Source organism: Hydrobacter penzbergensis, from assembly GCF_900106985.1.
GTDB lineage: Bacteria > Bacteroidota > Bacteroidia > Chitinophagales > Chitinophagaceae > Sediminibacterium > Sediminibacterium magnilacihabitans.
Genome location: NZ_FNNO01000009.1, coordinates 175,778 through 190,574 on the forward strand (window position 1 = coordinate 175,778; position 14,797 = coordinate 190,574).

Below are 14,797 nucleotides of genomic sequence, written 5' to 3' on the forward strand. Positions count from 1 at the left end.
GCAATATCGGGCTCATCGCTTCCGCTTTACTTCATCTATCACATCGAGCAGGCCATTGGTAAAACGGTCATCGGCCAGTTGCCAGAACATGATGCCATTGAGTTTGTGTTGGATGACGTAGTTCATCTTCCTGGTAATAGAAGTACTGTCGTCGAAAGTAACGAACCATTTTTTGCTGGCATTGTACAGATACGGCGCAGCTGTTGCGGTATCCCAATGGTAAACAAAGCCACTATCGGTTGATAAGAAGCGATTGAAGCCGCTGTAAGAAATACCACGGAAAAATTTTCCATGGCCACGCAATCCATCGTTATCGGGCGCTACATTTTCCCAGATGCGCGCATAGAATGCCGCGCCGATCAATAGTTTCCGGGCAGGTACTTTTTTCGCAAGCAACATTTTCACGGCGTTATCGCATGACTCGGGTTGTTGCGGAGTGGAATACAGTGCAGTATGATGACCGGTAACCGTATCATAACCGGTGATGAGGTCGTAGGTCATGAGGTTGATCCTGTTAACCAGCGGCGCCACCGCCTTCCAGTCAACCGATTCATTGATGTATTTGCTAAAACCTCCGGCGGCAAAACTGATCTCTTTTTGTTTGCCCAGGCTGTCGCGCAAGGTTTTGATGAGTTGTGTGAAATGTTCTTTATCATCGGGTGAATAAGGATGGCCGGGCGCACCTTTGATGGTAGGATATTCCCAGTCGAGGTCAATGCCATCTGCGCCGAAATCCTGCAACAGTTGTTTGGCCGAGGAAGCAAATTGTTTCCGTGCACTGTCGGTTGAAAACACTTCAGAACAAGTGAAGCAGCCTGTCCATCCACCTAATGATACAATCACTTTCAGGTTCGGGTTTCTTTTTTTCTGTGCAACACAACGGATCAGTGAAGCGCTGTCGCGCGCGTTCATCAGCGCCATATGATTCCCTTTGAGATGGGTGAAGCTGAAGCAGAGATGGGTGAGTTTTTCTACCGGGAAGCTATCGATCATGGTAGCCCTTCCTGCAAAATAACCGAACACCGTGAATTTGTTGTGTTGGGCAGAGAGTGATACGGTTGCGCAACAAAATGCCAGCAGGCATGCAAGTGTTTTAGATTTCATAAGCGCCCCAAAGTACGAAAATGTACCGTTGCTCAGGCATGTTCCAATAAAGAGAGCGTGTGTGTGATGCGTCTGATGGTCTCTTCTTTGCCCAGTATAGCCGCAATATCGAATACGCCCGGGCCGTATTTACCCCCTACCAGCATAATGCGCAGGGGCAGCATCAGTTCCCCGGGCTTGAGTTGGTTGGCGGCAGCCAGTTCTTTGAAAGTGGTTTCGAGACCGGCCGCTTCCCATAGTGTGCTGAGCTGGAAACTACGTATCAGTTCTGTGAAGAAAAGATTTTTCTTATCGTCCCATTTAGGTTTTACGGCAGCGGTATCCATCTCTGCTGGTAGTGCAAAAAAGAAAGAAGCTTGTTGTGTAAAATCGGTTAACAGGGTACAACGTTCTTTAACGAGGTTGATGATTTTTTCCAGGAGGGTGTCATCGGTAACCATCATGCGGTCGGCGGCCAATATTTCTTTTACAGCAGGGAGGAGGCGACGCGCTTCGGTGCGTTTGATCCACTCGTGGTTGAACCATTTGGCTTTCTCATAATCGAATTTTGCGCCGGCTTTGTGCACGCGTTCGATCGAAAATTTTTGCACCAGTTCATCAAGCGAAAAAATTTCCTGGTCTGTGCCATCATTCCAGCCCAGCATGGCCAGCAGGTTCACAAAAGCTTCGGGCAGGAATCCCCGCTCTTTGAAGCCAATGGTGAGCTCGTTCGATTTGGGATCTGTCCAGTCCATCGCAAATACCGGGAACCCAAGGCGGTCGCCATCGCGTTTGCTCAGTTTGCCATTGCCTTCTGGTTTGAGGATCAGGGGCAGGTGCGCCCATTGCGGCATCTGCGCTTCCCATCCCAGGTATTTCCATAACAACAAATGCACCGGTGCGGAAGGAAGCCATTCTTCCCCACGAAAAGCGTGACTGATCTGCATCAGGTAATCATCCACCACTACCGCAAGATGGTAAGTAGGCATACCATCTGCTTTCAGCAATACTTTATCATCTACCTGAGAAGTATGGAACGAAACTTCACCACGTATCATATCGGTGAAGTGAACGGTTTCCTGTTCGGGCATTTTGATACGTATCACATGCGGAATACCCTCTTTCAATAATTGAGCAACAGTAGCTGCATCGAGTGTGAGTGAGTTACGCATTTTGGTGCGTATGTGCTGGTTGTATTGCGGCGATGGGTTTTCTGCTGTTTTAAACTGGGCGCGCATCTGTTCCAGCTCTTCGGTTGTGTCGAAAGCATAGTACGCGTATCCGTTCTTTACCAGTTCTTCGGCATACGCACGATAACTGGCTTTTCTTTCGCTCTGTCGATAAGGTACAAAAGGGCCGCCATGAACAGGACTTTCATCCGGTGTGAGTCCGCACCAGTTGAGGGTATTGAGAATATATGCTTCGGCGCCGGGAACAAAGCGGGTCTGGTCGGTATCTTCTATCCGCAAAATAAAATCACCGCCGTGTTGTTTGGCAAAGAGATAATTGAATAAAACGGTTCTTACGCCACCCAGGTGGAGTCCGCCTGTAGGCGAGGGGGCGAAACGTACGCGCACTTTTCTGCTGTTCATGCCGCAAAGATAAAAGACTAATGGCTGATTTCCTTTGATCGTTATGCCGAACGAAAAGGATCGTCATCCCGAGTAAAAAAGATCGTCATCCCGAGCGCAGCCGAGGGATCTGCCCGAATGTTCAGCAGGTCCTTCGACTCGCTCCGCTCGCTCAGGATGACGGTTAAAGGGAGACGCGTTATCTTTATACTATGTACCTCGTTCATACCCCATGGTGGTTACGTGCTTTGTATCCAAAGCTGGTTTGGCAGATACCTGTAAAAGAGAAAGTACTGTATTTGAGTTTCGATGATGGTCCGCATGAAACGGCCACGCCTTTTGTACTCGACCAACTGCAACAATATGGCGCCAAAGCGAGTTTTTTTTGCATTGGCAAGAACGTGATGGCTCACCCCGCTATTTACGAGCGGATCATCCGCGAAGGACATGCCGTTGGCAACCATACCCAGCATCACCTGAATGGATGGAAAACGCCTGACCAAGCGTATATCAAGGATATCAACCTCGCTGCTGAACATATCCATTCAACGCTTTTCAGACCCCCGTATGGAAGAATCCGCCGTTCGCAATACCGGCAATTGAAAGCGGCTCATCCAAACATGCGTGTGATCATGTGGTCTGTGCTGAGCGGTGATTTTGATACCGGCCTTTCACCCGAAACGGGTTTGTCGTATGTATTACAATATGCCAAACCCGGCTCCATCATTGTATTTCATGACAGCGCCAAAGCATGGGATCGCCTGCAATATGCATTACCGCGCGTTTTGGCCCATTTTAAACAGGAAGGATACCGGTTTGAAAGCATCTAAGAGCCAGCATACAAAACCATTTTTGACATTTCAGTTTTGAGTTTTGATTTTTGCATCATGAACCTGATAGATACCCATTGTCATTTGTATTCAGAAGAGTTCGCAGCAGATATAGATGCTGTGATAGAACGCGCCTTGCAATACGGTGTTTCGAAATTTTATTTGCCTGCGATCGATGATACCACCCACAAAGCCATGCTGGACCTGGAAGCAAGATACCCGGGCGTTTGTGTAGCGATGATGGGACTGCATCCCTGTTCAGTGAATGCAGGTTACCGCAACGAACTGGCGGTTGTGGAAGAATGGCTGGAGAAAAGACCCTTTGTTGCTGTAGGGGAGATTGGTCTTGATTATTATTGGGATAAGACATTTGCCAAAGAGCAGCAGGAAGCATTTACGCTGCAAATGCAATGGGCGTTGAAGCGGAACCTGCCCATTGTGATCCATACCCGCAATGCGATGCAAGAGACCATTGAAATGGTAAAACCCTTTGCTGCAAAGGGACTCAGGGGTATTTTTCATTGTTTCAGCGGCAGCGCCGAATCGGCGAAACAGATCACGGATATGGGTTTTATGCTGGGTATCGGCGGGGTGCTTACCTATAAGAATGCAGGCCTGCCGGCGGCGCTGGAAAAGGTTGGCATGGAATACCTGGTGCTCGAAACAGACGCGCCTTATCTTACGCCTGTGCCGTTCCGGGGTAAACGCAATGAAAGCAGTTATTTGCAATATGTAGTGGAGAAGCTGGCAGTAGAAAAAGGGGTAACGGTAGAAGAAATGGCGGCCATTACCACGGCCAATGCTCAAAAAATATTCGGAAACTGAGCATCGAAGCTTTATTTTTGCCGTCCCGAAAAAGTACAGAGAGGTGTCCGAGTGGTTGAAGGAGCACGCCTGGAAAGTGTGTATACGGGAAACCGTATCGAGGGTTCGAATCCCTTCCTCTCTGCTAATGAAGTTTATAATAAAGTGTATTTCAAATATTTGCGTTGATATTTTATTGACGGGTAGCGGAAGCGGCAGCAATTTCTTCCGCTTTTTTTATTAACTGAAATGACATATGGCCACTAAAACCTCAATTAGCTAAAGCCAAATTAAAGAAGCCTGGTCAGAAATCCAATTGATCCTAATAATTGCTAAAAACCTCCTGTAGAAAACAGGAGGTTTGAGAAAAACTACAATGCCCAACAAAGAGAATTTATCTATTGGTCCATACAAGTATCGCGTTGTTAATACCCTGGATTATTGGGGAGCAAATTTTTATTGATATCTATATCTGCCTGTGGAATAGGCCACAACCATCCTTTTGCAGCATTAAAAACACGTGGAGCGATCTTTATTTGTTTAAATGTCCAGGTAGCAGAACCGGATGGGTCTGACAACAGCGATTTATCATAGCCATAAACATCATGCACCAGCGATACATCCTGCCAACGCAGTATATCAGCATATCGCGTACCCTCCACACCAAATTCTACTTTTCTCTCGTGTCGTAATATGTCACGTAATTGAGATTGGTTGAGCCCTGTTCCTTCAACGGATTCAACAGAAGGCATTCCAACTCTCGCACGTACCTTATCAATCAATGTATAAACCTCCTGAGACGTATTGCCCGATTCGATCAGCGCTTCCGCCCTCATCAAATAAATATCTGCATAACGCATCAATATTGTATTTAACGTGCTTGTATTCACGTCTGCAGTACCATATTCGGCATATTTTCTGGGTTTGGCGCCACAGGGATATTCAGCATAACTGGCGGGAATAAAAGTAGCTGTGCCATATTTTGTACCGGGTAAAACCACTGTTGCGTCCAGCCTGGGGTCCCTGTTAACATAAGGGTTTTGATCATTATAGCCAGATGAGGCGTCTGTTATCGGCTTGCCGTTTTTCATGTAAAATGAATTGATGAAATCGGCTGTCATATTTGATGTTTGCCAGGTTCCCAGCACAAATGCTTCTGTTGGCCACGGCTGTGTTTGTGACGTAGTGTATTGAATATCAAAAATGACCTCCTGGTTATTCTCATGGGCTTCGGTAAACAAATCGGCATAATTCGGGTATAGATCATACACGCTTAAATCAATAACATCTTTGGCTGCCTGTGCAGCATCCGCCCATTTTTGATTGTGTAATAATATTTTTGCTTTATACGCAAGTGCTGCCCCCTTGGTAACGCGACCAATATTTGAGCCGGTGTATGATACCGGAAGAACACTGGCGGCGTCTGTAAGGTCTGTAAGGATCTGGGTCAATACGGTAGCCTTGGGCGTTCTTTTTACATAGGCTTCGGATAAAGACAAAACTTTTGTGATCAACGGTACATCTCCAAAATAAGTGATCAGGTCTGAATAAGCATAAGCCCTTAAAAATTTTGCTTCTGCCACCATTTGGTCTTTTACTGCAGCTCCCACAGATGCGGCAGTGGCAATGTCCTGCAAAAATTCGTTGGCACGGGAAATAATCGTGTAGTCCTGCGTCCATTTTGCATACGGAGCCCAGCTGGTTGTATTGGTACTCCAGGAGCCAACTTCATTTGAACCCTGCCAGGCGGCCTGGCAATAGCCATTGTCTGACATAAATTCAAACTGATAAAAATGCGTAGGCGTAGCATTGGGTTGGATGGCATTATAAATACCCACAAGGGCCATTTTACATTGCGCTTCACTTTGATAAAATGTTGCTGGCGACAACTGGTCCTTCGGTGTTTTATTCAGCAACCCTTTTGAGCAGCTCAAAAAGCAAAAGCTGCATGTGATAATGATGATAATATTTTTTTTCATGGTAGCTTCAATTAAAAGTTAGCATTTAAACCAATCGTCATGATACGGGCTTGCGGAAAAGCCTCGGCTCTTGTTTGATCTATGGTCTGTTCCGGGTCAAAACCTTTAAATTTAGAAATCGTGAAGGCATTCTGGATGTTTCCATAAATCCTGAAAGAGCTAATGCCGATTTTAGAAAGCATCTTAGGACTTATGGTATATCCCAATTCAATATTCTTCAACCGCAGGTATGCTGCATCCTGCATATAAAAAGTTGAATGGATATTTGTGCGGGTTTCATCCAGCGTTACACGCGGCATAGTGTTGGACGGATTCGCAGGGGTCCATCTGTCTTTCCACCAGGAACCCAAATTGGCAACCCCACTGAACGGAGTAGCGATTTCATAATAAAAATATCCTTGAATACCTGAAACGCCCTGGAAGAACACCCCTAAGTCAAATGATTTCCATTGCAGGTTGAAATTGAAAGCATAATTAATGTCCGGGAATTGCTTTCCAATAATCGCCCTGTCGTTATTCATGTCTACAACGCCATCTCCATTGAGGTCTTTAAACTTAATATCTCCGGGCTGTGCGTTGTAATTTGAAACCTTTGTAACCCCGGGTTTGAGCGTATACACGCGACTAACATAAGGGATGGATGGGTCGCTGTTGTTTTGCCAGGTGAAATCAGCTATCTGGTAAATACCATCCATTGTATATCCGTAGAATGAATTAATGGCAGCTCCAACTTTAATCGCTTTGGGAGAGTTAAGCTGTTCCGGGGCATTCATCCTTGTTATTTTGTTGACAATATGTGATACATTAAGACCTGCACGTAATTTCAATCCGTTGGAGAATGTTTTCCGGTAATTTAAAGAAGCTTCTATTCCTTTGTTCTGAACTTCTCCGGCATTTACATAGGGCGCCGAAAGGGCCATGGTAAGCGGAATGGGTCTTGATAACAAGAGGTTTTTCGTTCTTTTATCAAAGAAATCTACGGTCAGGTCGAACCCATGTTTCAGCGTCACGTCAACCCCAATATTTAATTGCTGAGCCGTTTCCCAGGTCAATTCTTTATTGGTCAGTGAGGTTACTGCCACACCGGAATACAATGTGCCGCCGTAAGAATAGTTACGGCCCGATGATAAAATATCACTTCCGTTATAATAGGTGCTGATGTTTTGATTGCCTAATTGTCCCCAGGAAGCCCTGAGTTTCAGGAAATTGATCCAGTCAACCTTTTTCATGAAATTTTCCCTTGAAACGATCCATCCGCCGGAAAATGATGGGAATGTTCCCCACTGGTGCCCTTTGGCAAAACGGGAAGATCCGTCTCTTCTGATATTGGCTTCAAATAAATACTTTCCTCCCCATGTATAATTTAAACGCCCAAAAAGCGAACGTAAACCGAGGTCATAACTACCTGCATTATTTGTTTGTGTGGATGCATCACCAAGACTAAGCACTCTTTGCGAATTGTTCACGAAATTTTTCCTGTATCCGCTTTGCCAGTCATAAGTGAATTCTTCTTCCGAATAACCTGCGAGTATATTGAAATCGTGCTGTCCAAATGTTTTATTGTACTTCAGTAAACCGGTCAGCAAAGTCTGGATATTCGTTCCGTTCGATACAGATAAATCGGATGCTTCGGTTTTAGTACTGCCATCTTTATTTTGCAATACTACATTTGCATTGAACCCATTATAATTCGATAAGGTAACGTTATAGCCACCCGTAATTTGAGCGCTTAAATTTTTCAATAGCTTGTATTCCGCTTCAACCTGTCCGTTAAAATTATATCGTTTGGTAATGGCTGTACTGCCCGCCATGATCTCTGCATAAGGGTTTAATTCGCCGTTGACGGACATATACCTTCCTGCCGAATCTCTAAGCGGGTAAACAGGTGAAAGCGTGGCATACCAGGTAGCGTTCCACATACTGGTAGGCTCGCTTTTAACCCCAAGGTTACCGGCCAGTTTAGCAGATACCCTTAACCTTTTGTCCTTTAAAAAGAAGGCATCAACATTGGAACGGAAATCGGTCTTTTTATAATTCGTAGCTACCAATATACCGTCCTGATCCAGATGCCCCAGCATAAATGCATATTGCACGTGCTCACTTCCCCCTGAAATGCTCAAACGGTGACTTTGCATATTTGCATTGCCGTAATAAACTTTGAAATAGTTGATATCAGGGTACATCGGATTGTTGTGCGCCGCATATTTAGCGATATCGGCAGCGGTATAATTTGGAATGGTTCCTGAGTTTGCTGAAGCTTCGTTGCGAAGTGTAGCATATTCAACTGAGTTTAAAACATCGGGCAGCCGTGTTGGACTTTGTACGCCAAAATAAGCGCTGTAATTGACTTTTAATTTTCCAACAGCGCCCTTTTTGGTAGTAATCAGAATGACGCCATTCGCAGCCCTGTTACCATAAATAGAAGAAGACGCGGCATCTTTTAACACGGATATCGATTGAATATCATTGGCATTCACATCGCCGATACTTCCGGGGAGTCCATCGATCAGTACAAGCGGAGAGTTGTCGCCAAATGTTCCCACACCACGTATATCAATCACTGCACCGTCATCTCCGGGTTTGCCTGAACTTTGCAAGGCATATACACCTGAAACGGTTCCCTGCAGCGCTAAACCGGCATTTGTCAAAGGCCTGTCTTCCATATCACTCATATTAACTGTTCCAACAGATCCTGTCAGGTTTACTTTCTTTTGCGTACCATACCCAATCGCAATAAACTCATTGAGGTTGTTGTTTGTCTGAACCAGGCTAACGGTTACCGGTACATTTTCAGTTACTGCTATTTCCGAAGTAACATAGCCAATATATGAAACGATCAAAACCGCTTTCTTGCCTGAAATGCTGATGGTAAAGCTTCCGTCTTCTTTTGAAACAGCAGAATGGCGACCGCCTTTTTCACGAATGGATGCGCCTGCCAGGGCCTCGCCTTTTTCATTGGTAATTTTGCCGGATATCTTAACTACAGGTGGAGGCGGTGGTGGTGCATTGACAATATTGTTTTCTGCAGGCTCTTCTTTATCTTTTATGATAACAATTTTATTCAGAATGGAATACATCAGCGGCTTATTCCTCAAACAGGTAGTCAACACTTCTTCCAGGGAAGCTTCATTCACGTTTAGGTCTACCTTGCCTGCTTTTTTTAAAAGACTTTCTGTGTACACAAACGTGTAGCCCGTTTGTTTTTTTATCGCCTTAAAAATATTGCCAAGCGATGCATTTTTTTCAGAGAGATTGATTTTCTGTCCAAAGCTACCGGCGGTAGCGCTGACGGAAACTGCAATTAAAAGGATAGCTGTCAACTTCATAATTAGCAGTGTTTTGAGCCATCTTTTCCCTTTAATGCTGAAAAGATGGCGGCAAGCCAATAAATTCATACTTTTGAATTGATTAGGTTAATAAATAAATCGTTAGTCGCGGTTTGTATTGGTCAACCTGATTACCACCGGAAATGGTCGTAACATTTCCGGTTTTTATTTTCAGCATTTCCCAATAATTAATGAAAATTGAATTAATAAGTCATTCATAAAAATCAGGGAGACCGGTTCATACGTTTGGCTTAATTGGTTCGGAAATATTTTACACGTTTACGATCACTTTATTCCCATCTATGGCAAACTTCACTTTTCCTGTTAGTTCCAATGCTTTTAGAACATCCGATAAATTGGTATTGCGGGGAATTTCTGCATAGAACAATTCATCCGTTCTTTTTGAATACACCACTTCAATATCATACCATCTTGCCAATTGCTGCATCAGCGATTCTATACGGGTGCCTTCAAAATGAAACAGTCCATTTTTCCAGGCCATTACATCCTCCATATTGATATCCTTCAGCACTTTTATTTTGTGATCATCTGCCACCCTGGCTTGTTGTCCGGGTTTGATGAGGGCCGAAGTGGTTTTGTTGTTTACACTCACAGCGCCTTCCAATAGTGTGATCTTTATATCGTGGTCATCCTGATATGTATTAACATTGAAATGAGTGCCCAGCACTTTTACGGTAACATCGCCTTTCTCAACAATAAACGGATTGTCATCACGATGAGCCACTTCAAAATATACTTCACCGCTAACAGAAACTTTTCTTTCTTTACCGGTGAACGCTGTTGGATAAGTAATGGAGGAAGCCGCATTCAGCCATACTTTGGTGCCATCGGATAACACAAGACTGAACTGGCGTCTTCTGGGTGTTGACATTGTATTATACACGATTTCGGGCTCATGGTCAACCCCCTCGTATACAACCATATCATTTTTCTTTACAACAGCAATAGCCCCCTGGCTGGCAATATTTCCGTTTCCTGCGGCGTCTAACAATATTGTTTTGCCGTTGCCCAATGTTAAAATAGCGCCCTCTTTGCCGGGAGCCACATCATTTTTAAAGCGTTCTTTTTGAGATATAGCTGCTATTTGAGGCATATTGCTTTTATGCCGAAAGAAATACACCGATAAAGAGGCTGTAAGAATGAATACAGCCGCCGCCGCCAATCTGCGCCAGTTCAAACTGTTTTTGACAACAGGCGCCCGCAGCCCTGTTTTTTCCCGGATGGAAGCCCTTAATGCTTCTTTAAGCGCTTGTTTTTCTTCAAAAAACGAGTCGGGTATTTCCTGCTTTGCGATAAAAGAATCGTACAGCCTGTTGTACAATAGTATCTCTTCTTCACTAGCTTCCCCAGAAATGATTCTTTCGGTTAACCGGATGATCTCTTCCCTCGTCATTGCGCTTTTTTCTATAAGGCACATGAAAAAAAGCCATCCCCTAAACAGAAGATGGCTTTTTTAAAAAAATAGTCGGCACTCAGTCCATTAATGCTTTTTTATACTGCAATCGCCGGAGGGCAATGGTCATTTGATTTTCCACTGTCTTAACGGATATCTGTAGTCTTTGAGCAATCTCTTTATTGCTCAGGTGAGCTTCCCTGCTGAGCAGGAACACTTGCCTGCATTTGTCGGGCAGCTGTTCGATCTCCTGCTGTATATGGTGCTGCATTTCCTTCACTTCAACCATTTCCAAAGCAGATGCATTGTCCAACGAAGTGCTTACAGCCGACAGTTTTTGAAAAACACTTTCCCGTATATTACCTGAGCGGATGTGGTTGGCAACTTTATACTTAACAGCTGTTTTCAGATAAGCCCGGAGAGATTTAATTTGTAGCGACAACCGGTGCTCCCATAACCAAATAAAAACCTCCTGCACAATATCCTTACTGGCCTCTTTGTTTCGCAGCATAAGGTAAGCGAGCAAGTAAAGGTCTTCCCAATATCTGTCATACAATATTTCAAATGCCTGCTGGTCTTCATTTGAAAGCAAAGCAAGCAATTGATCATCCGAATATGATGAATAATTTTCCAAAGCAATCGTTTATATCAATCACGGCAAATCGAACAGTAAGGCTAATGTATGAATGTTTTGAATAAATAAATGTCTTTTTTACACTTAAATATTGTTTAAATTTAAAAGGGCAATCAAACACATAATTATTTTTATACTATCGATGATAATAATACAGCTATGCAGCAGTCAATACACTTTAAGGCCAGCGGCCTTGACAATCATCACCAGTTGATTTGATTGTTGTCATGAAAAGGGCGCCGGACAGCGGGTACATTTGAACCACAATCTTAAAACAGCAACCCATGTTAGGTGAATTGAAAGAAGCGGCTATAACAAACATCCTGCATAGCCAGGTAATCGGCAGGCTCGCCTGCAGTAACGGGAAAGAACCCTATATTACCCCTGTAACCTATGCGTACGACGGTGATTTTATTTACGGACAAACAAGCGAAGGGAAAAAGCTGGACATCCTTCGCAAGAACCCGAAAGTTTGTTTCGAGGTCGACATGATAACCGATATGCGCAATTGGCAAAGCGTGGTCATTTACGGAAAGTTTGAAGAACTGGAAGGGGCAGAAGCAAAAAAGGCAAGGGAAATTCTTTTCGACCGCGTATTTCCTTTGTCCACCAGCAGCACCATTCACCCGCACGAACACGAAACAAAAACGAAAGTGGATGACAGTACAAGGGTCAAAACTGTCTTGTACCGTATCAGGATCCAGGAAGCAACAGGGAGATTTGAAAAACAATAAAAGCAACCTCTGTTCCGTTATCGTAACAGAAGCCTATGCTGAACGAAGATCTGATAGCACATTTCTGGAGTATTGACCAGGAAACACTTTTTAAAAGAACCGGATCCGGTTTACCTGGTCTAAGTGAAAATGAAGCGAATGCCCGCCTGAGCCGGCAAAGAAAAGCGAACAAAACTGTGCAACCCTGGCGCCGGGATGCAAAACTGCTGCTGGCCCAATACAAAAACCCGCTGGTCCTGTTATTGATCTTTGCCGTCTTTCTTTCGTTGATCCTGAAGGAATATTCAGACGGGATCATTGTGCTGATCGTATTATTGTCAACCGGCATATTCGGCTTTTTCCAGGAACGGAATGCCGGCAGGGCCGTTGAAAAACTGCGCGCACTGTTACACAGCAAAGTGCGGGTACGGAGAGATGGTAAAGAAGAAGATATCCCGGCAGACGAAGTGGTAACAGGAGATATTGTGTTATTGAGTGCCGGCTGTATGATCCCTTCCGATGCATTGATACTTGAGTCGAACAACCTCCATGTAAATGAATCCATCTTAACGGGAGAAGCCTTCCCTGTAGAAAAAAACAGCGGCACCTGTAAGCCCGATGCTCCACTAAGTGCTGTGGGCAATTCGGTATTCAAAGGCAGCAGTGTGGTCAGCGGCAGCGCGGTTGTGTTGACCGCCAATGCAGGCAAATATACCGAGTTGGGAAAAATAGCTTCCTCACTCGAAAGCGAGATGTCTGTCAATGCTTTTGAAATAGGCATCATGAAATTCGGGTACCTGTTGATGCGCTTAACCATCATTGCAACGGGAGCCATTTTGATCTTCAATATCATTCTCCACAAACCCTTTATCGATTCCATTCTTTTTGCACTTGCGTTGGCCATAGGGTTAACACCAGAATTATTACCCGTTATTACTACCATCACCCTGTCTGCAGGAGCCAAACGAATAGCCGCTAAAAAAGTGATCGTAAAAAAATTAAGCGCCATTCAGAACCTGGGAGAAATAGATATCCTTTGCAGCGATAAAACGGGCACCATTACCGAAGGAGCGGTACAAATAGAATCGGTCACCGATCTCAACGGCAACAGGAGCGATAAAGCGTGGCTGTATGCTTACCTCAATGCTTATTTTGAAACCGGTTTTTCCAATTCTATGGACGATGCCATAAGACAGGTAAAAGCCGTGGATATTACCGGTTACAGCAAATGCAATGAACTGCCGTACGATTTCATACGGAAGTGCCTGAGTATAACGGTAAGTTTCGGGGATCAGCAGCTCCTGATCACCAAAGGAGCTGTGGACAATATCCTGCAGGTTTGCAGCTTTTGTGAAAGAGCAGGGGCCAGCCAGTGTACGATAGAAGAAGTAAAGGATGAGTTGAAACAGCGATTTGCTGCATTAAGCGGCAATGGCTTCCGGGTGATTGGGGTTTGCTATAAAAATATTACCGGCACTACCCGTATCGGTAAAGACGATGAAAAAGACATGGTATTCCTCGGGTTCATTGTATTGTACGACCCGCCAAAGAAGGGTATTGTTGAATCCATCACTGCCTTGCGCAATACAGGTATTGCATTGAAAGTTATTAAGTGTAATTTTGGTGGTGTAAAAACAACTACCAAACTGAATGGTTTCCTGGTCAGCGATATTTCTTTTTAGGATGAAGGGACGTATGAAATACAGATACTATTCTTATTGATTTCTTTCTTTTATTGATACGGTAAATTATCAGGAAAGGGAATGTTGATAATATTGTTTCTTTATATGAATTATAGCGTGTAGGATATCTTTCAGGATTTTGTTCAATGAGTTGTGCTTTACGAACTACTTCCTGAATAAATCGGTCTCCCAGGCTTTGTTGCCTTTCTTCATACCAATCCCATGCGGATGCAATTTCTTTTTGAGCCCGGGAAGAAAAAATGATGAAATATGACAGGTTACCTGCCATATTTTTTTGCACGAAGTTTATCTATGCTGTCAATGAGTTGGGGAGTAGTAAATCCTTTGTCAGCCCCATCTTCCAAAGCATTGTATCGGGTGTCAAGTTCTTTTACCAATTGTTTATCCCTCCACCATTCGTTTGTTTGTTCGATATCGTCTTCGAGCAGGTTATAAATGGCATGAAGCTTCTTAGTATCCGCTACGCGGATATAATCGTATAATTTATGCCGTATTGCCGCACTGCTGGTGTTCATATGCCAAATTTAATAAGTTTTAATCTAAGATACGAAATAGAATATTTGCCCTCTATTAAAGAATGGTTTACAATTTGAAAAATAGAAATTCTAATCAAACAATATAATGTACCCTATATGTAGGACAGATAATGTGTTCAACTAAGATATAAAAGACCTACTAATACTACTATTACCTTTCTTTTCTTTTTTTGCTTCTTTTTTTCTTTTCTTTAGCTATCCACG

At 43.9% G+C, this 14,797-nt stretch carries 12 protein-coding genes and 1 tRNA gene; 5 read left to right on the forward strand and 8 right to left on the reverse strand.

What is annotated here, in order from left to right; genetic code table 11:
• Positions 1-12: 12 nt before the first annotated feature.
• Both BLU98_RS11405 and gltX read right to left on the reverse strand, forming a co-directional pair.
• Complete coding sequence (locus tag BLU98_RS11405) at positions 13-1,104, reverse strand: glycoside hydrolase family 18 protein (RefSeq protein WP_092724137.1); 1,092 nt, start codon at positions 1,102-1,104, stop codon at positions 13-15.
• A 32-nt stretch (positions 1,105-1,136) separates the two neighbouring features.
• Positions 1,137-2,675: a glutamate--tRNA ligase gene (gene gltX / locus BLU98_RS11410; protein WP_092724138.1), complete on the reverse strand. Its 1,539-nt coding sequence runs from the start codon at positions 2,673-2,675 to the stop codon at positions 1,137-1,139.
• Between the two features lie 191 nt (positions 2,676-2,866).
• Between gltX and BLU98_RS11415 the strand changes: the two genes are divergently transcribed.
• From BLU98_RS11415 to BLU98_RS11425, 3 genes are all read left to right on the forward strand, one after another.
• On the forward strand, positions 2,867-3,484 hold the full coding sequence (locus BLU98_RS11415) for a polysaccharide deacetylase family protein (RefSeq protein WP_092724139.1): 618 nt from the start codon (positions 2,867-2,869) through the stop codon (positions 3,482-3,484).
• 57 nt (positions 3,485-3,541) lie between these two features.
• Positions 3,542-4,309: a TatD family hydrolase gene (locus BLU98_RS11420; RefSeq protein WP_092724178.1), complete on the forward strand. Its 768-nt coding sequence runs from the start codon at positions 3,542-3,544 to the stop codon at positions 4,307-4,309.
• Positions 4,310-4,346: 37 nt separating this feature from the next.
• Positions 4,347-4,433: transfer RNA gene (locus BLU98_RS11425), tRNA-Ser, on the forward strand.
• Positions 4,434-4,713: 280 nt separating this feature from the next.
• Here the strand turns inward: BLU98_RS11425 and BLU98_RS11430 are convergent.
• The 4 genes from BLU98_RS11430 to BLU98_RS11445 form a co-directional block, all read right to left on the reverse strand.
• Entirely contained in the window at positions 4,714-6,267 is a 1,554-nt protein-coding gene (locus tag BLU98_RS11430) for a RagB/SusD family nutrient uptake outer membrane protein (RefSeq protein WP_092724140.1), read from the reverse strand.
• 11 nt (positions 6,268-6,278) lie between these two features.
• Positions 6,279-9,593 carry a TonB-dependent receptor gene (locus BLU98_RS11435; protein WP_257574920.1) on the reverse strand — a complete coding sequence of 1,105 codons (3,315 nt, stop codon included), beginning with the start codon at positions 9,591-9,593 and terminating at the stop codon, positions 6,279-6,281.
• Positions 9,594-9,864: 271 nt separating this feature from the next.
• The gene (locus tag BLU98_RS11440; protein ID WP_257574922.1) at positions 9,865-11,007 is read right to left on the reverse strand and encodes a FecR family protein; all 1,143 of its coding nucleotides are present in this window, start codon (positions 11,005-11,007) and stop codon (positions 9,865-9,867) included.
• 79 nt (positions 11,008-11,086) lie between these two features.
• Positions 11,087-11,641, reverse strand: a complete 555-nt coding sequence (locus BLU98_RS11445; RefSeq protein ID WP_257574923.1) for an RNA polymerase sigma-70 factor — start codon at positions 11,639-11,641, stop codon at positions 11,087-11,089.
• A 284-nt stretch (positions 11,642-11,925) separates the two neighbouring features.
• Here BLU98_RS11445 and BLU98_RS11450 point away from each other — a divergent pair, with 284 nt between their 5' ends.
• A complete protein-coding gene (locus tag BLU98_RS11450) occupies positions 11,926-12,375 on the forward strand; it encodes a pyridoxamine 5'-phosphate oxidase family protein (RefSeq protein WP_092724144.1) in 450 nt (149 codons plus the stop codon).
• A 35-nt stretch (positions 12,376-12,410) separates the two neighbouring features.
• Complete coding sequence (locus BLU98_RS11455) at positions 12,411-14,036, forward strand: cation-translocating P-type ATPase (protein ID WP_092724145.1); 1,626 nt, start codon at positions 12,411-12,413, stop codon at positions 14,034-14,036.
• Here the strand turns inward: BLU98_RS11455 and BLU98_RS11460 are convergent.
• Together BLU98_RS11460 and BLU98_RS11465 are read right to left on the reverse strand one after the other, a co-directional pair.
• On the reverse strand, positions 14,017-14,325 hold the full coding sequence (locus BLU98_RS11460) for a type II toxin-antitoxin system RelE/ParE family toxin (RefSeq protein WP_092724146.1): 309 nt from the start codon (positions 14,323-14,325) through the stop codon (positions 14,017-14,019). The genes BLU98_RS11455 and BLU98_RS11460 overlap by 20 nt on opposite strands.
• Entirely contained in the window at positions 14,315-14,572 is a 258-nt protein-coding gene (locus tag BLU98_RS11465; protein WP_092724147.1) for a hypothetical protein, read from the reverse strand. Before BLU98_RS11465 ends, BLU98_RS11460 begins: the two co-directional genes overlap by 11 nt.
• Positions 14,573-14,797: the final 225 nt, after the last annotated feature.